Raw genomic sequence first — 16,808 nt, 5'->3', positions numbered from 1 at the left:
CGGCCGCGGCGTGCGCGGGACTAGACCGTGAGCAGGACTTCCTCGTTCTCCCGGCTCGCGGCCGCGACGGTCTCGGCGTGCTGCAGGATCGCGCCGACGATGTCCTGGCTGCGGTCGACCAGCGAGGGGATGCCGAAGGTGAAGAAGAGCGAGCCCGCGGCGATGTTGCCGAGCCCGTACAGGCGCGGGTCGGATCTGCCGTTGGTCGTCAGCTGGCTGGTCGGCCGGGCGATGTGCAGGCCGCCGTGGGGGTGTCGGCTGGCGACGCGGCTGCGCATGAGCGAGGTGACCAGGGGCGCGGCGCTGGTGGGGATGCGCCCCTCGGAGGCGTTCACGGCACTGATGACACGGTCGGCCGTGAAGTTGTGACCCTCGGCGGTGACGACGTCGAATCCCGCCTCGGGGTTCGGGGTGATGTTCTGCAGACCGGCGACGATATCGAGCTTGCCCGCCTCGACGAGTTCGAGGAGGACTCCGGCGCTGCCCGGCGGCATGGGGCAGCACAGGCTCATGATCGTGCGGTAGTGGGCGCGCAGCAGCTGGACCTTGTCCTGTTCGCGCAGCATCGGCCAGACGTCGGGCCCGGTCTCGGGGACGGCGCGCTGCAGGATGCGCAGGCCCATGTGGGGGGAGTCGACCTCTTCGATCTGCCGGCGCAGCCGGTCGACCGGGTCCTCCAGGTCGACCCGGATGATCTCCTCGACGGTCGCGTCGAGGTCGGCGCCGATGTCGCGGAACTCGGCCCGCATGACGGTGGCGATGTCCTCGAGGGTGACCTCGGGGTGGGTCGTGGCCAAGACCTCCATCCGGTGCGGGGTGAAGTGGCGCAGCTCGAAGGGGACCGCCTTCTGCCGCACACCGGGCAGGACTCCGCGGCGGGACAGCAGGCTGATGCGGCCCTGGTGGCCCTGGGCGGCCAGGGACAGGATGATGTCGATGGAGGTCAGACCGCTGCCGATGACGGCGACGTGGTCGTTCTCGCCGACGTCCGCCAACTTGCTGACGATCGGGTACGGGTCCCCGACGAAGCCCTCGGTGCCGGCCAGTCCGTAGACGTCCTTGGGGCTGTCGCCGCCGACGCAGAGGATGGCGTAGTCGAAGGCGCGGGCGCGGCCGCTGCTGGTGCGCAGCAGCACCCGGTTGGCGGCCCGGCTGGCGGAGGTGACGCCTTCGCCGACGAGGTCGACGCGCCAGCCCTGGCGGCGCAGTTCGCCGAGCGCGGCGTACGCGGTCTGCTCCAGGTACTCGCCGTAGACGGTGCGGGGCGCGAAGCGGCTTCCGGACCACCGGTCGACTCCGGTACGGACCCCGACGATCTTGTCCCGCGTCTCCAGCCAGTTCTCGAAGTGCTGGAGGTCGCCGGCGCGCACGGACATGTCGTCGGGTGTCGCGTTGACCTTGAGAGTCTCGGTGTCCACCTGGTAGGCGCGGCCGCGCCACAGGTGCGGTGACGGTTCGAAGACCGTGAGGCTGCCTGGTTCGCTCTCTGTTCGGGACAACGCGTCGATCAAGCAGACTGCAGCCGCGCCTCCTCCGACGATACCGATCGAGAATCCACGGGACATGTGTCAGTCACCTATCAATTCGTGGAAGGCGCTGGGTCGTCGTGCGCCGGCCTTGCTGTCCGTGATCACGGGGCCCTCCTCGCCTACTCCGGGGATTCGGTGGAAGCCGCCGGCCCACCCCCGGTACGGCGGGGGTGAAGCCGGTCGGCCAATGGGGTGGGACACTCCGGCTCAGGCGGCGGAGTTCTTGCGGTCACGCATCGAGACGGCCCCGGTGGCCCGGCGGCTTCTTCGCCCGCACGTCACACCTGTTCCAGTTCGAATCTGTGGAATCCGCCCTGAAGGAAGATCAAGGGGGTCTGGGCCTCACGGGCCCCCATGGCGAGGACTTCGCCGATGACCATGACGTGGTCACCAGCCACCACGTGGTCGCGGAGGCTGCACTCCATCCAGGCCGCCGCGTCGAACAGCAGCGTCCCGGTGGCCTCGCCCGGGACCCCGGTCACCTCGGTCAGCGCCCGGTCGCGCTCGGGCCGTCGGCGCGCGAACGCGCGGGCGGTGGATTCGCCCTCGGCGCCGAGGATCGAGATCCCGACGACGCCGGTGCGCATCAGCTCCACGAAGAACTCCGAGTCGTGCCGGAAGCTCAGGGAAACCAGCGGCGGTTCCAGTGAGACGGAGGTGAGTGAGTTGACGGTGATCGCGTTGTGAGTGCGTACGCCGTCTTTCTCGGTGTACGTGCTGACGATGCAGACCCCGGTGGCGAAGGAGCGCATCACATCGCGCAGGTCGTGGTTCATGCCGGGCCTCTCTGCTGGGCGCGGACGGGTGCGCTCGGCGCCTGGGCCGCGGGCACCCGTCCGTACGCGGGCTTTACGGTCAGTTCTCCTGGGCCCAGCGGCCGCGGATCCAGCCGTCGAGGTCGTAGTCGTCCATGGCCTTCTGGACGAGGTCGCCGTAGGTGTCGAGCAGACCGGCGTCGCGGGACCAGTTCAGGGTGTCCAGGCGCACCTGGTCGGGGCGGTCGGTGTAATTGAGGTCGTACAGCTCGTGGCGGGCGCCGAACTCGGTGCCGATTGCGTCCCAGGCCAGCTTGAAGAGCTTCGTGCGCTCCTCGGCGGTGGCGCCCGTGCCGCGGTAGTAGCGGTCGAGCAGCGGACGCAGCTCGGGGTTCTGCAGGTCCTTGCCGCTGGAGGGGGTCATCAGCAGCGCCCCCGCGAGGTGCTCCTCGAAGAAGCGGTGCGTGCGCTCCCAGCTGAGCGGTGCGAGCGCCCGGTAGCCGGCCGCGTAGTCCATGCGCGGCAGGACCGTGCCGGCCGGACCGGACTCCGGGTCCAGGGCCATGGCGCTGGTGACGGCCCAGGTCTGGTGGCGCCAGGCGAGCAGCTCGCCGAGGCCGGCCTGGACGTCGCGGAGGCCGTCCGTGCCGTTGATGCGCGTGCCCCGGTCGAGGATGCCCGCCATGAACTGGAGCTTGACCGACCTGCGGATCGCGCCCTGGAAGTAGCCGCGGGAGAGCAGGTCGGAGTGCGGGAAGCACTGGTGGATCCTCTCGGTGTCCCGGTGGATCAGGACGCTCTCCCACGGGATGAACACGTTGTCGAAGACCAGCACCGCGTCGTTCTCGTCGAACCGGCTGGAGAGCGGGTTGTCGAACGGGCTGGTGGCCTTGGACTCGTAAGAAGTGCGGCAGACGACCTTCATGCCGGGGGTGTTCAGCGGGGCCATGAAGGCCAGCGCCATGTCGTCGGCCGTGCCGGTGTCCAGGTCGGACACGTGGCTCTGGCCGACGAAGGCGACGTTGGTCAGGGCCGAGGCGGTGGCCATGAGCCTGGCGCCCTCGACGACGATGCCGTCCACGCGCTCCTCGACGACCTTCAGGTGGACGTCGCGGATCTCGTGCGAGGATCTGGCGCGGTCGACCGGTGGGCTGACGATCGCGTGACTGACCGAGAGGCCCTGGCGGGCGTACTTCTCGTACCAGGCACGGGCGTTGTCGCCGAAGGGCTCGTAGAAGTCGTGGGTGACCGCGAGGCCGGCCATGAACGACGCGTTGTAGTCGGGTGTGCGGTTCATGAAGCCGTAGCCCAGGCGAGCCCAGTGCTCGATGGCGTCACGGGCCCTGAGGAGTTCCTCGGGCGAGTGCGCCGGGGTGAAGAACCGGTGGACGCGGTAGCCCGTGTACCGGTCCACCGTTGTCATCAGGTCCTTGGTGTCCGGGTGGTGGAGCGCGTCGTAGAGGTGCGCGATCGACCTCGCGGCGTTGGCGAAGGCCGGGTGCGTCGTCACGTCCTTCACGAACTCGCCGTCCACGAAGACCTGGCGACCGTCACGCAGGCTCTCCAGGTAGGAGTCGCCCGTCATGAGGTCGTTCGGCGCCTCGTCGGCCGACTGATCCACCAGCGGGACCTGACCCATTTCGGTTCTCCTCTCCAGGGGTGCTACGAGCGACCGCTGCCGGGCGCGCAGTTCGATTGATCCGAGCGTAGGTTCGGACGTCCATCCGCTCTTGCGGGGTCGCGCACGAACAATTGCCCATCCACGCCAACCCTGTCGCCATCACGTTTCCGGACGGCACGTCAACAACCAGGAGAAGAAAATGGGTTGACCTTGCGAATAATGGGCGGCCACGCGTCCCAATATGGCGGAACAATGAATTCCGAATACCCGGGCAAAACTATGACCCGACCTCGATCCAGGAGATTTGGATACGCGGTCGGGTCGAATGCAGAAGAGAATGGACGTCCGGGCGGCCGGTCAGGCGGCGGGACGGGAACGGCCGGCGGAGGCGGCGTCGATACAGGCGGTCTCCGCGATCAAGATGATCTTCTCGACGTGCGGCAGCAGTCGCATGCCCGCCTCGGTGAGCTCGACGCGGCCGCCGGCGCGATGGAACAGCTCGGCCCCGATGTAGTCCTCGAGGTTCTTGATGTGGGCGGTGACGCTGGGTTGCGAGTAATGGAGGTTTCGGGCGGCACGAGTGAAGCTCATCTCGGCGGCCACTTCGCGGAACGAGCGTAACTGCTGGAACTGCACGGCAGGGGCTCCCTTCTGCGAGGCCAAAAGCCCCGGAGAGTAGAAACATACCACGGTGCACGTATAATTGCAGTATGGGGAGCAGTCGTCCACGCGCTCGGTACGGTAGCCGACATACCTGTGGCCATGCCCCAGAGAGGGCATGGCCACAGGTATGTCACTGCTTCGCGCTGTCAGCGGGTTCTGCGGAGTGGACTAGTCGGACATCTCCATCGGCGAGAGAAGGTCCCTGGCGATCTGCGGCAGCAGACGGTCGATCAGGACGCCCGTGCGCACCGACCCGTCGGCCGCGCGCGGGATCGCGTCCACGGCCACCGCGTGCGAGAGCACCCACGGCATGCGCCGTTCGCAGGCGGCCAGCGCGGCCTGGCGCCCGCCGGCCTCCTGGTCCTCCTCCGCCAGCGGTACGAAGGCCACCACCAGCGTCTCGCCCACCTCGGGCAGCCGGGTGCGCATCACCGTGACGTCCTGGACGCAGGGCAGGTCGAGGAGTTCGAGTTCGAGTGCGAAGAAGGCCGTCTCGAAGTCCTCCACCAGCACTTCGTCGTAGGACGGGTCGTCGAAGGAGGGCAGGTTCACGCGGACATCTCCTGTTGCATCGACTGCTCAAGCTGCAGGTTCAGAGTGATGATGGGCAGCACCGCGTCGAGCAGGTCCCCGGTGCGGATCCGGCCCGTCGGGCTGTACGGGATGGTGTCGACCGCGATGACGTGCGCGGGCAGCGAGGGCACCCGGCGGGCGCAGGCTGCGCTGAGCGCCTGGTACCCGGTGGCCTCGCGGCCGACCGCCACGGCGATGAAGGGGACCACGATCGCGTCGCCCAGCACCGGGCTGCTGACCCGCATGACGGCGGTGTCGCGCAGGCAGGGCAGGTTGAGCAGGTCCGACTCCAGCCGGAAGAGCTCGGTGTCGACCGCCGAATCGCGGACCACCACGGGCACGTCGGTGACCCGCCCGGTGACCAGCAGCCGGCCGGTCTCGTCCACGTACCCGGACTCGTCGGTGACCAGGAAGCGCTCCGTGCCCCAGCCGAGGTCCAGTTCGGCGGCCTGTGTCTCGCCGTCCAGGTAGGCGTCCATGACCTGGTGGCCCGCGAAGGCGAGGCGTCCGCTCTCCCCCTGGGGCACCGGCTGCCCGTCCTGGCCGAGGACGGCGACGGTGGTGCCGAGCGTGGTGTGGCCCGAGCGCGGCGGCGAGACGAGCAGCTCCTCGGGGCCCATGACGGCGGTCAGTCCGGTCTCCGCGCTGGACAGCGCGGTGTGCAGCACCGGGCCGAGCCGCTCCCAGGCCTTGTTGACGGTCCACCGGCCCAAGTGGGCGCCTGGGGTGAGGAGGAACCGCAGGTGGCGGGTGCGCGGCGAGGGTTCGGCGGTCTCCGGCAGTCCGAGCACTCCGTGCAGGGCCGAGGGGGTGATGACGCCGGTGCTGACCCGCTCGGTGACCAGCAGGGAGGTCAGGGTCTCGGGGCCGGCCCCGTCCGCGAGGACGACGGTGGCGCCGATGCCCAGCATCGTGCGGGCCAGCGCCAGCGCCGTGGGCTCGGTCGGCGGCGCGGAGGCCAGGTGCACGTCGTCCCGGCTGAGCCCGAACTCGTCGACGAGGTCGACCAGGTGGCGGCCCTCGGAGGGGGTACGGCGCACGGCGATCCTGGAGGGGCCCCCGGTGTGCCCGGCGACCGCGAAGGACTCGTACGGCCGGGGCGCCGGCAGGGTGCGCAGGGGTTCGGCCGAGGTCAGCAGGTCGAAGTTGAGGGCCTGGTGCCGGCCGGGGGCGGCCGGGGCGCCGGGAGCCGTGACCCCGTCCAGGAGGACGTGCACGGCCTGCGGGCCGCTGGGCCATACGAGCTGGTCGAGGGTGGCGCGGTGCTCCGAGGTCACGAAGACCACGGACGGCTCCAGCCAGGAGAGCACCTGGCCCAGATCGTCCGTGCCGCTCTGCGGATCGAGACCGGTGCAGGAGACGCCGAGGGTGGCGCAGGCGCTCATCGCGACGGTGAGCTGCCAGCTGTTCCCGGCGAGGAAGACCGCCCGGACCGCACCCTCCTGGGGCAGGTGCTCGGTGAGCCCGGCCGCCGTCCGCTCCACGGTCTCGGCGAACTGGCCCCAGGTCAGCCGCACCTGGCCGTCGACCAAGGCATCCCGCGTCGCGCCGCCCGCCGCGTACCGGCGGATGTCATCGAGCTTGATCATGTGGCTTCTCCGTGGTCGGTCAAGAGCCTCGTATGTGGCTCGGGGCCGAGCCCATGGAAACAAACCTGCATGAAGGTAGGCAACAGTCATCGGAAGTTCTGATGTGGTGGCCCGTAACGTCGAATCCGGGCCGCACACGGCTCCGCCGGGCGTCCATGACGCCCGGCGGGAACAGCGTGCGGCCCGGAGGGTCCCGGGGTACGGGATCCGGACCTAGGCCTGGACCTCGGCCTGCTCCTCGGACTCGGCCGCGGCCTCCGCCTGCTCGCGCAGGTATTTCTCCAGGTCGACCACGACCCGGTCGGCCCGGCCGGGTGCCATGTCCAGCTCGGCCAGCACGGTCGGCAGCGCGATGATCGGCATGATGTGCTTGAGCAGCACGGACACCCGCATCTCCAGGTCCTCCCAGTCGGTCAGCACCTCGGAGAGCACCTGGACTCCCGTGAAGGCGCCGACGAACAGGTGGGCCACCGCGTCGAGATCGACGTGGGCGTAGAGCTCACCGCACTCCTTGGCCTGGCCCAGCCCGAAACGGTTGTGCGCGATCCAGTCCTGGTAGGGGCGCAGCCGGTCCACGTGATGGCTTCCCCGTTCGAGGGAGAGCCTGAGGCTTCCCTGCAGGATCGGGTCGCTGCGGATGTGGACGGCGAAGAGCATCCCCTTGTCGATCAGCTCCTGGAGCCGGGTGCTCCGCGGGACCAGAGGGAAGCCGATCGTGTCGATCTGGCCGGCCAGCACGGCCTGGGCCAGCTCTTCCTTGCCCGTGAAGTAGTAGTAGAAGGCGCCCTTGGTGAGCCCGAGACGCTGATACACGTCCGCGATCGTGGCCCCGTTGAAGCCCTTCTCCGCAAACACGGCGCCCGCAGTCTCGACGATGAGCTGCCGGGTTCGCCGGGAAGCCTCCTTCTGGGACACCCTCGCTCCTTCCATGATCCTGGCGGCCAATCATGCACCTCCTCGGAGGTACGAGCATGTCACCGAAAACAGCCGTTGCAAATTATACCAGCCAGCACGTATCTTGCGGCGGACCGGGACATACCATCACTGGCTCAAACCTGCCTTGAGCCTGGAGGGGGAGTTCATGTTAATCGCGTCATTTCCGGGCGAAAACATCCAAAGACAGAGGGTCGGGGTCGCAGAAGCTAGGCCCCCGGCCGTACCCAACTGGCTCGTGCACCGTCCCGACACCTCTGAGGTGTTCCTGTCGCACTGGGAACGAACAGGTGACGACCGCTTCAATGTGACGCTGCGTTGGCCTGAAAACCATCCGTTCCATACCGCGCTGCACGGTTTTCGATCACCCACCCTGATCGCGGAGGCCATCCGCCAAGCAGGGATCCTCATCTCCCACGCCGAGTTCGGCGTCCCGCTGGGCCACCACTTCCTGATGTCCGATCTCAACTACACGATCGAACCGGAACTCGTGGAAGCGGACGACGACTCCCCCGTCCACATCGACGTCACCTGCTCGGACATCCGCCGGCGCGGCACCCGCTTCTCCGGGATGACCTGCCACATGCGCCTGGTACGAGGCGGCCGGGTCATCGCCACCGGGGACGGAAGCCTCGCCTGCACGTCCCCCGGCGCCTACCGCCGGATGCGGGGCGAATTCGCGGACGCGCGCCCCGTCCTGCCCGTACCGGAACCGGTGCACCCCTCCCTCGTCCTGCGGACCGAGCCGAGAGACGTGCTGCTCGCCCCCACCAGGGACCCCCGCTGCTGGACCCTGCGGTCGCACACCGAGAACACGACGCTTTTCGCGCACCCCAACGACCACGTCCCCGGCATGGCGCTCATGGAAGCCACCCACCAGGCCGCCTTCGCCGTCGCGGGCTCCACCCGGCTCTACCCCACCTCGCTCCGCCTGGCCTTCGAGCGCTACGCGGAGTTCGACACGCCCTGTCTGATACAGGCGCAGCCGGTGACACGGAATCGCGACAACACGCTGTCGTTGAGCATCACGGGACACCAGAGCGGCCGGCGGGTCTTCCTCGCCCTGCTCGAGGCAATTCCCGTTTCTCCCTGATCTCCTGCCCCTCCAGGAATACGGGAAGCCCTTCCGCGCGATCCACTCACCGAGACGTCACGCGCGCGAAGTGGCGGGACGGGCGTCGGCGTGCCAGCCTGTGACGTCGCCCGATTCACCATCAGCAGAACCTGTAGGGGGGATACTCCTGTGAGCAGGCAGTGCCCGTTCGTCATCGATCCGCTCGGCCAGGACATTCACGGAGAAATCAAGGAAATACGCTCCCGTGGCCGGGCCGTGAAGATCGCACTCCCCGGTGGAGTGGAGGCCTGGTCGATCACCGACTTCGCCCTCGTGAAACGTCTGCTCACAGATCCCCGCGTGTCGAAGGACGCCTACCGGCACTGGCCCGCGTGGGTCGACGGAGAGGTCACCGAGGAGTGGCCGCTGGCCATTTGGGTCTCGGTCCAGAACATGGTCACCGCCTACGGGGACGAACACACCCGCCTGCGCAAACCCATTGCCAGGGAATTCACGGCACGCCGCGTGGCGGCACTGCGCCCACGGGTCGAGGAGCTCACCGCAGAACTCCTCGACCGGCTGGAGCTGGCCCCGGCCGGCGTGCCGGTGGACCTGCGCACCGAATTCGCCCAGGTACTGCCGCACTCCGTGGTCTGCGAACTCTTCGGGATTCCGCATTCCGCATGGAAACCCCTGCAGCGGATCATCGACGGCTTCTTCTCCACCTCGATCTCCACCGAGGATGCGATGGCCAATGGGATCGCGATGTACGAGAACATGAACAAGCTCGTCGCGGACAAGCGGGAGAACCCCTCGGACGATCTGGCCTCGGGGCTCATCACCGCGCGCGACTCGGGCACGGCGCGGATCAGCGAGAAGGAACTCCTCGACAACCTCATCCTGCTCTTCACCGCCGGGTACGAGACGACGGCGAACCTCATCGACAACGCGGTCGTCTCCCTCCTCACCCACCCCGACCAGCTGGCCCTCGTACGGGCCGGCAAGGCCACGTGGGACGACGTGATCGACGAGTCCCTGCGCGCGGACCCGCCGGGCGCGCACAGCATCATGCGCTACGCCGTCGAGGCGATCGAGATCGACGACGACGTGCGGATCGAGCAGGGCGACGCCATCTCCATCTGCTTCGCCGGCTCGGGCCGCGACCCCCTCCACCACGGCGCCGACGCGGACCACTTCGACATCACCCGCCCCACCCGCGGCGACCACGTCTCGTTCGGGTACGGAGCGCACCACTGCCTCGGCGTGACCCTGGCCCGTATGGAGGCCGCCATCGCGCTGTCGGCCCTCTTCGAGCGGTTCCCCGATCTCGCCCTGGCCGTCCCGGCCGGGGAACTGCGGCCCAAGTTCTCGTTCGTCTCGAACGGCCACCGGGTGCTGCCGGTGCTCCTGGGCGCCCCCAAGAGGTCTTTTTCCAGCCAATAGTTCCGGAGCGACCCCTCCCGCAAACCCCCGCCCGGACCCCCGGACCGCGCGGACCGCACGAGACGAAAGACTCCCCCATGACGGAAAAGACCGGCCTCCTCGTGGGCAGGCGCGCCCTGATCACCGGCGCCAGCAGCGGGATCGGGGCGGCCGCCGCCCGGGTGTTCTGCGAGAACGGGGCCTCGGTGCTCCTCCTCGCCCGGCGCGGGGAACAACTCGCCACCCTCACCCGCGAACTGACGGACCGGGGGTTCACCGCCGCCTACGCGGTCGCCGACGTGACCCGCGCGGAGGAGGCCGAGGCGGCGGTGGCCAGGGCGGTGGAGCTCTTCGGGGGCCTGGACGCCGCCTTCAACAACGCGGGGCTGGGCACCGTGCCCGCACCGCTGCACCTCACCGAGGACGCGGACTTCGAGGCCGTGATGGCCACCAACGTCCGCGGCACCTGGAACTGCATGAAGTACGAGATCGCCGCGATGCTGCCGGGGGGCGGGGCGATCGTGAACAACAGCAGCGTCGCGGGCCTGATGGGCACTCCGGCGTCCGCCGCGTACATCGCGGCGAAGCACGCCGTCATCGGCCTGACGAAGGCCGCGGCCGAGTACGCCGCCCAGGGCGTCCGGGTCAACGCCGTAGCCCCGGGCACCACGCGCAGCGAGATGATGGCCCAGTGGTTCGACCTGAACCCGGGCCTGGAGGAGCAGCTGCACACCAGGACCCCGCTGCCGCGTACGGCGGACCCGCGCGAGATCGCGCACGCGGCCGCCTGGCTGCTCAGCGACCAGGCCTCCTTCGTGGTCGGCGCGACCGTCCCGGTGGACGGCGGCTGGACCGCCCGCTGAGTGCTCCGTACGGCGGCGGCCGCGCGACGGACCGCGACCGGACCGCGGTCGGCCCCCGGCAGAACCTGACGGAACCCCGGGCCAACGAACAGAAGAAGAGCTGTGGGGGCTCACCGGCGCACCAGTCCGGGCCGACCCGGCGCCCATAAAATCGCCCCATGCAGACATATGACAGACCCCGGGTCATCGTCCTGACGGGAGCCACCGGTTTCATCGGCTCGGCCGCACTGGACGCCCTGGCCCGCCGTTCCGGAATCCTGGTGCGGGCCCTCGCCCGCACCCCCGGTGCGGAGCGCGAAGGCGTCCAGTGGGTGCGGGCGGACCTGGGCGACCCCGACTCGCTGCACGGGGTCTGCGAGGGGGCGGCCGCACTGGTGAGTCTGGCCTCCTACATCGGGCGGGACGAGGAGCGCTGCCACACGGTCAACGTCCTGGGCGGCAGGGCCCTCCTCGCGGAGGCCGCACGGGCCGGGGTGGACCGGATCGTCCACCTGTCCACGGCCGCGGTCTACGGGAACCTCCCGCACCGCGGGGTCGAGGTCGACGAGGTCACCCCCGACCCGGTGTCCGCCGCGAGCCGCACCCGGCTGGCGGCGGAGACCCCGGTCCTGGCCGCCGGCGGAACCGTCCTGCGCCCGGGGCTGGTGCTGGGCGCGGGAGACCGATGGGTGGTCCCGGCCCTGGCCGAGCTGATCGACCGGGTCCCGGCCCTCTGGGACGGCGGCCGCGCGCTGCTGTCCGTGATCGACGTCGGCGAGCTGGCCCGCCTGATCGACGCCCTGGCCACGGCCCCGGGCCCGCTCGCCGGCGGCATCCACCACGCGAGCCACCCCGCCGCCGTGACCAGCGCCAGCCTCATGGCGGCCCTGGCCGCCGAGGGAATCCTGCCGGCGGTACGGGAGGACTGGCCGTGGGACCGCTGCGTGGAACAACTCCGCGTGCGCCCCGGCCTGGTGACGGAACGGCAGTTCTCCCTGCTGGCCCGCGACTACTACCAGCGCGCCGACGCCATCTGGCAGCTGACCGGCCTGCGCCCCACACCCACGCCCCTCGCCCTGCTCCCCGCCGCGGCCCCCTGGTACCGCGCCCACCTGTCCCGCGACTGAAGACGCCCCTCCCCTCCCTACAGGATCCGGAAGCGGCCGATGTCCGCCGGATCCCGGTCGACCACGTGCACGGGCGCCCAGGCCCACTGCCAGACACCGGTCCCGGGCGTCCGGGAGAACCGGACGGGCCCCCGCGTGCCCTCGACCTCCACCCGTGGCCAGGCCCCGGCGACGGCCGCCCGGTCCCCGGCACCGTGGGAACGCAGCACCTCGGCAAGGACGGTGACGCTGTCCCAGCCCTCGAAGGCCACCATCGAGGGCTCCTCGCCCAGCCGCGCGCGGAGCTCCTTCCCCACCCGCTCGCCGAGCGGCCCGAGCTGCTCGGGCAGGTAGCGCAGGAAGGGGATCCCCGCGCCGTCCGCGCCCAGCGCCCCGGCCCATCCGGCGAACTCCGGCTGCCCGGCCGGAGCGCCGATCAGCAGCTCCCCGAGCCGCCGGTCGCCCCGTACGGCCCGGACGAGCTCCGCGGCCGGCTCCGGATACCCGACCAGCAGGAGCAGCGCCGTCACCCCCTGCTCGACGAGCAGGTCGCACACTGCCCCGACCGGGCTCCCCTGTACGTCGATCTCGACCACGCTCCCGCCGCGCCCGGCAAGACGTTCCCGCAGGATGCGGGTCCCCGAAGCCCAGTACACGCTCGGCTGGGTCGCCACCGCGATCCGGGTGTGGCCCGCTCCGAGGAGGAAGTCCGCGTACGTCCGCCAGCCGTGGGACTGGGCCGGGGCCAGGCGCGCGACCCACTGCGTCGGCTCCTCGGTGAGCGCGTCGAGCACCGCGGACGAACAGAGGAAGGGCACCCCGAGCGCATCGGCCCGGGCGGCGGCGGCCCGGGCCACCACACTGTGGTACTCCCCCACCACGGCGGCCACGCCCAGCCCCGCCAGCTCCTCCACGGCCGCCGCGGCTCGCTCCGGATCGGCCGCGGTGTCCCGCACGAGGAGCTCCAGCGGCCGCCCGCCGATCCCTCCGCCGCCGTTGACCTCGTCCACGGCCAGCTCGATCCCCGCGAGCAACTGCCGCCCCGCGTCGACCCATCCGGGCCGCGTCAACGGCGCGAGAGCCCCCAACCGCACACCAGAAGACGCCACGTCACTCACAGCCCGCCACTCCCCATCACGCCCACCACCCGGCGCACCACCTGGGGCACCGCAGAACCATCCGCCCCATTGGACCCACCCCCATCAGCCCGAAGCAACCGCATACAGTCGATTAACGTGCGTTCATGACTGAATTCGTACTGGTGGCAGACGCCTGGCTCGGAGCCGCGGCATGGGACGAGGTGGCCCGCGAACTCCGCACCGCACTCCGCGCCACGGGCGAAGAGCACGAGGTCCACGCGCTGACCCTGTCCGGCCCCGCGGACGAGCAGGGCCGCGCAGCGGGCCGGCAGACGCACGTCACGGACATAGTCGACGGCATCGACGAGCTCGGCCTGCGCGATGTGGTCCTCGTCGGGCACGGTTGCTCCGGCATCCCGGTCGGCCAGGCCGCCGAGCGGATCGGCGGCCGCCTGAAGCGTGTGGTCTTCGTCGACGCCGACGTCCCCGTCCACCACGAATCCTTCGTCTCGACCGGCCCGGACGGCCGCACCGTACTGACCCACCCGCTGGCCGAACTCCCCGCCACCTACGTCGCCTGCACGCCGAACACCACCACCCCCCGCCCCGAGGCGGCGAAGCTCCTGGCCACCGCCCCGGACTGGCAGCTGGTCACCCTGGACACGGGCCACTGGCCGATGTTCTCCGCCCCCTCCGCCCTGGCCCGCGTCCTGCTCGACGCCGCCGCCCAGGACACCCCGCCCCCGGCTTCCGGCCTCCGGATCCACCCGGTGGACGCCGGCTCCGAAGCCGCCCTGCACAACTGGCAGCACGTCCACAACACGGTCATCCCGACGGCCGTCCTCTCCCTGGAAGACGTACGGGAGCGGGCCGCGCGCAACCTCCTGCACATCGCCCACCTCGGCGACGCCCTCGTCGGCTGCACGACGGTCCGGCCGCCCGCTGCCGGCTCCACGACCGCCACCGTGATCGCGCGCATCCTGCCCGCCCACCGCGGACGGGGTCTCGGCCGGGAGCTGTACGCCCACGCGCTCGCCGAGGCACGGACCCTCGGCGCCGAGGTGATCGAGACCGTGGTCCTCGCCTCCAACCCGGAGGGCCTGGACTTCGCGCACCGCGCGGGCTTCATCGAGTTCGACCGCTACGTCCTCCCCGGCGACACCGTCCCCTTCGTGGACCTGCGCCTCACGTGAACGCCCGCCGGCGCCTCCGCGAAACGGCGACCCCGGCCAGGCAGACCGCGCCGCCGAGCAGGGTCAGCGCGGCCGGGACCTCGTCGAGGGCGACCCAGGCGATGAGCACCACCACGGCGGGCACCGCGTAGGTGGTCGCGCCCATCTTCCCCGCGGTGGTCCGCGACAGCGCGTACGACCAGGTGGTGAAGGCGAGCGCGGTCGGGAAGAGCCCCAGGTAGACCATGTTGAGGACGGCGGAGAGCGGAGCCCCGGGAAGCTGGTCGACGAGCTGCCCGACGAAGGGCAGGGTGACGGCCGTCCCGACGAAGCAGCCGTACGTGGTCACCTGGAGCGGGCTCGCATGCGCCAGCGCCGGCTTCTGCGCGACCACACCGGCCCCGTACGTGAGCGCGGCGACCAGGCAGAGCAGGACCCCTCCCAGCGAGGCGGACCCGCCGTTCGAGGTGGACAGTCCGACCAGCACCGCCCCGGCGAAGGAGACCGCCATGCCCGCCAGCAGCAGGGGCGGGAAGCCCTCCTTCAGCAGCCAGCCGCTGAGCAGGGCGATCACGATCGGGCCGATGTTGACGATCATGGCCGCGGTACCGGCGTCGACGAGCTGCTCGCCCCAGTTCAGCGTCACCATGTACAGCCCGAACCAGAGCACCCCGGAGACCAGGATCCCGGGCCAGGCCCCCTTCGGCGGCGCCGGCACCCGCTTGACGAGCAGGACCAGCCCGAGCGCCACCGAGGCCGTCAGCAGACGTCCGAAGGCCAGCGCTCCGGGCCCGAAGTACGCGGCCGCCGAGCGGATCGAAACGAACGCGGAGGCCCACAGCACGACGGTCACCCCGGCGGCCAGCAGCGCCCGCCGGTCGGTCCTGACCTGATCAGACGTCTTCTCCATGCGAGCAAGCTACCCGCCCCGCCCCCAAGGCCCGTTGCCCTTTTTCCGAGCGCCTGCGTCACCCCTCACCCGTCACCAGCAGCCTCTTCTGCGGCTTGCCCATCGCATTGCGCGGGATCGCCGCCACGAACCGCACCTCGCGCGGCCGCTTGTGCACCGACAGGTGCGAGGCGACGAAGTCCGTCAGTTCCGGACCCGTGACGCCCTCGGCCACCACAAAGGCCACGATCCGCTGCCCGAGATCCGCGTCCGGCAGCCCCACCACCGCCGCCTCGCTCACCTTGGGGTGGTCGAGCAGCGCGTTCTCGATCTCGCCGGCGCCGATCCGGTACCCGCCCGACTTGATCATGTCGATGGAGGCCCGGCCGACGATCCGGTGGACCCCGTCGCCCTCGTCGACGGCCGCGATGTCGCCCGTACGGAACCACCCGTCCTCCGTGAAGGCTGCGGCCGTGGCCTCGGGCCGGCCCAGGTACCCGGAGAACAGCGTCGGCCCGGTGAGCTGGAGCTCGCCGATCTCCGCGCCCGGCTCCGCCGCGATCCGCGTACGGATGCCCCGGAGCGGGGTGCCGACCGTACCCGGCCGCACCTCCCCGCCCGCGCGCCCGCTCACGGTGATCAGCGTCTCCGTCATCCCGTACCGCTCCACGGGCCGCAGCCCGGTCAGCCGCTCCAGGTCCCGGAAGACCGGCGCGGGCAGAGCGGCACTGCCGGAGACGAGCAGCCGGGCCCCGCCCAGCGCGGCGGCCGCCGCCGGCGCCCCCGCGATACGGGACCACACGGTCGGCACCCCGAAGTACAGGCTGCCACCGGCCTCCGCGTAAGCCTCGGGGGTGGGCCGCCCGGTGTGCACGAGGCGGCTGCCGGTGCGCAGGGCGCCGAGCACCCCGAGAACCAGCCCGTGCACGTGGAACAGCGGCAGCCCGTGCACGAGGGTGTCCTCGGCACTCCACTGCCAGGCCTCGGCGAGGGCGTCGAGATCGGCGGCCACGGCCTCGGCCGTGAGCACGACGCCCTTGGGCGGGCCGGTGGTCCCCGAGGTGTAGAGGATCAGCGCCGGCCGCCCGGGGCCCGCCTCCACTCCCCCGTCCCCACGCCGTGCGAAGTCCACGTCGACGAGCACCGCACCGGAGTCCCGCAGGATGTGCTCCCGCTCGGCGGGCCCCGCGTCGGGCGGCAGCGGTACGAAGGGCACCCCGGCCAGCAGCCCGCCGACGACGGCGGCGACGGTCTCCAGCGAGGCCGTCGCGGTCACCGCGAAGGCGGGCGCCCCGGCGACATCGGCGGCCACCGCCCGGGCCGCCCCGAGCAGCTCCTCGTAGGAGGCGCCCCGCCCGGCCACCCGCAGGGCATCGGGCCTGTCTCCGTAAACACCGGTGAGCGCGGTCAGCACTGATCCCCCTGGGGCATGCGGTCCATCCGAGAACCCAACCCTACGACCGACCCCAGCCACGATCAGCCCCGCCGGCGTTTGAGGCGCGGGGTCCGGGGCGGAGCCCCGGGGAACGGAGGAAGGGCGGGTAGGGGACCCCCCCCCCCCCCCCCCCCCCACCCCCCCCC

Annotated in this window: 15 protein-coding genes and 1 pseudogene; 6 read left to right on the top strand and 10 right to left on the bottom strand. The window is 70.9% G+C overall.

Annotated elements, in window-relative coordinates; all coding sequences use genetic code 11:
* Positions 1–20: 20 nt before the first annotated feature.
* The 7 genes from NLX94_RS36015 to NLX94_RS35985 all read right to left on the bottom strand — a co-directional run bounded on the left by NLX94_RS36015 (position 21) and on the right by NLX94_RS35985 (position 7,645).
* A complete protein-coding gene (locus tag NLX94_RS36015) occupies positions 21–1,565 on the bottom strand; it encodes an FAD/NAD(P)-binding protein (protein ID WP_302171419.1) in 1,545 nt (514 codons plus the stop codon).
* A 242-nt stretch (positions 1,566–1,807) separates the two neighbouring features.
* Complete coding sequence (locus tag NLX94_RS36010; RefSeq protein WP_254387480.1) at positions 1,808–2,305, bottom strand: flavin reductase family protein; 498 nt, start codon at positions 2,303–2,305, stop codon at positions 1,808–1,810.
* 79 nt (positions 2,306–2,384) lie between these two features.
* Positions 2,385–3,923 (bottom strand): 4-hydroxyphenylacetate 3-hydroxylase family protein, encoded by a 1,539-nt coding sequence (locus NLX94_RS36005; protein WP_254387479.1) that lies wholly within the window; start codon positions 3,921–3,923, stop codon positions 2,385–2,387.
* 339 nt (positions 3,924–4,262) lie between these two features.
* Positions 4,263–4,541 (bottom strand): LysR family transcriptional regulator, encoded by a 279-nt coding sequence (locus NLX94_RS36000; RefSeq protein WP_254387478.1) that lies wholly within the window; start codon positions 4,539–4,541, stop codon positions 4,263–4,265.
* Positions 4,542–4,736: 195 nt separating this feature from the next.
* Entirely contained in the window at positions 4,737–5,120 is a 384-nt protein-coding gene (locus NLX94_RS35995; protein WP_254387477.1) for a hypothetical protein, read from the bottom strand.
* Positions 5,117–6,730, bottom strand: a complete 1,614-nt coding sequence (locus tag NLX94_RS35990) for a class I adenylate-forming enzyme family protein (RefSeq protein ID WP_254387476.1) — start codon at positions 6,728–6,730, stop codon at positions 5,117–5,119. Before NLX94_RS35990 ends, NLX94_RS35995 begins: the two co-directional genes overlap by 4 nt.
* A 213-nt stretch (positions 6,731–6,943) precedes the next feature.
* A complete protein-coding gene (locus NLX94_RS35985; protein ID WP_254387475.1) occupies positions 6,944–7,645 on the bottom strand; it encodes a ScbR family autoregulator-binding transcription factor in 702 nt (233 codons plus the stop codon).
* Here NLX94_RS35985 and NLX94_RS35980 point away from each other — a divergent pair.
* The 4 genes from NLX94_RS35980 to NLX94_RS35965 all read left to right on the top strand — a co-directional run bounded on the left by NLX94_RS35980 (position 7,605) and on the right by NLX94_RS35965 (position 12,108).
* Positions 7,605–8,756 carry a ScbA/BarX family gamma-butyrolactone biosynthesis protein gene (locus tag NLX94_RS35980; RefSeq protein ID WP_308402631.1) on the top strand — a complete coding sequence of 384 codons (1,152 nt, stop codon included), beginning with the start codon at positions 7,605–7,607 and terminating at the stop codon, positions 8,754–8,756. The genes NLX94_RS35985 and NLX94_RS35980 overlap by 41 nt on opposite strands.
* A gap of 237 nt (positions 8,757–8,993) precedes the next feature.
* On the top strand, positions 8,994–10,160 hold the full coding sequence (locus tag NLX94_RS35975; protein ID WP_308402630.1) for a cytochrome P450: 1,167 nt from the start codon (positions 8,994–8,996) through the stop codon (positions 10,158–10,160).
* A gap of 77 nt (positions 10,161–10,237) precedes the next feature.
* Entirely contained in the window at positions 10,238–11,002 is a 765-nt protein-coding gene (locus tag NLX94_RS35970; protein ID WP_254387473.1) for an SDR family NAD(P)-dependent oxidoreductase, read from the top strand.
* A gap of 158 nt (positions 11,003–11,160) precedes the next feature.
* On the top strand, positions 11,161–12,108 hold the full coding sequence (locus NLX94_RS35965) for an NAD(P)-dependent oxidoreductase (protein WP_254387472.1): 948 nt from the start codon (positions 11,161–11,163) through the stop codon (positions 12,106–12,108).
* Between the two features lie 17 nt (positions 12,109–12,125).
* On the opposite strand, the gene NLX94_RS35960 is transcribed toward NLX94_RS35965, so the two are convergent.
* Complete coding sequence (locus NLX94_RS35960; RefSeq protein ID WP_254387471.1) at positions 12,126–13,175, bottom strand: ABC transporter substrate-binding protein; 1,050 nt, start codon at positions 13,173–13,175, stop codon at positions 12,126–12,128.
* A 155-nt stretch (positions 13,176–13,330) separates the two neighbouring features.
* On the opposite strand from NLX94_RS35960, the pseudogene NLX94_RS35955 reads away from it, so the two are divergent.
* A pseudogene (locus NLX94_RS35955) lies at positions 13,331–13,897 on the top strand (alpha/beta fold hydrolase); the annotation flags it as partial.
* A 39-nt stretch (positions 13,898–13,936) separates the two neighbouring features.
* Positions 13,937–14,359, top strand: coding sequence for a GNAT family N-acetyltransferase (locus NLX94_RS35950; protein WP_254387561.1), 423 nt, complete (start codon positions 13,937–13,939; stop codon positions 14,357–14,359).
* Here NLX94_RS35950 and NLX94_RS35945 read toward each other — a convergent pair.
* Together NLX94_RS35945 and NLX94_RS35940 are read right to left on the bottom strand one after the other, a co-directional pair.
* Complete coding sequence (locus NLX94_RS35945; protein WP_254387470.1) at positions 14,352–15,248, bottom strand: DMT family transporter; 897 nt, start codon at positions 15,246–15,248, stop codon at positions 14,352–14,354. The two genes, NLX94_RS35950 and NLX94_RS35945, sit on opposite strands and share 8 nt — an antisense overlap.
* A gap of 58 nt (positions 15,249–15,306) precedes the next feature.
* Positions 15,307–16,641 carry an AMP-binding protein gene (locus NLX94_RS35940; protein ID WP_254387469.1) on the bottom strand — a complete coding sequence of 445 codons (1,335 nt, stop codon included), beginning with the start codon at positions 16,639–16,641 and terminating at the stop codon, positions 15,307–15,309.
* Positions 16,642–16,808 lie beyond the last annotated feature (167 nt).

The sequence above is a fragment of the Streptomyces sp. TBY4 genome, from assembly GCF_024213195.1.
Lineage (GTDB): Bacteria > Actinomycetota > Actinomycetes > Streptomycetales > Streptomycetaceae > Streptomyces.
This window is presented reverse-complemented; position numbering and strand designations above follow the sequence as displayed.

Excerpts from the sequence above, each read along its gene's own strand:
- NLX94_RS35990 (WP_254387476.1), bottom strand. The coding sequence starts at position 6,730 with ATGATCAAGCTCGATGACATCCGCCGGTACGCGGCGGGCGGCGCGACG.
- NLX94_RS36015 (WP_302171419.1), bottom strand. The coding sequence starts at position 1,565 with ATGTCCCGTGGATTCTCGATCGGTATCGTCGGAGGAGGCGCGGCTGCA.
- NLX94_RS36010 (WP_254387480.1), bottom strand. The coding sequence starts at position 2,305 with ATGAACCACGACCTGCGCGATGTGATGCGCTCCTTCGCCACCGGGGTC.
- NLX94_RS35980 (WP_308402631.1), top strand. The coding sequence starts at position 7,605 with ATGAGCTGCCGGGTTCGCCGGGAAGCCTCCTTCTGGGACACCCTCGCT.
- NLX94_RS35945 (WP_254387470.1), bottom strand. The coding sequence starts at position 15,248 with ATGGAGAAGACGTCTGATCAGGTCAGGACCGACCGGCGGGCGCTGCTG.
- NLX94_RS36005 (WP_254387479.1), bottom strand. The coding sequence starts at position 3,923 with ATGGGTCAGGTCCCGCTGGTGGATCAGTCGGCCGACGAGGCGCCGAAC.
- NLX94_RS35965 (WP_254387472.1), top strand. The coding sequence starts at position 11,161 with ATGCAGACATATGACAGACCCCGGGTCATCGTCCTGACGGGAGCCACC.
- NLX94_RS35970 (WP_254387473.1), top strand. The coding sequence starts at position 10,238 with ATGACGGAAAAGACCGGCCTCCTCGTGGGCAGGCGCGCCCTGATCACC.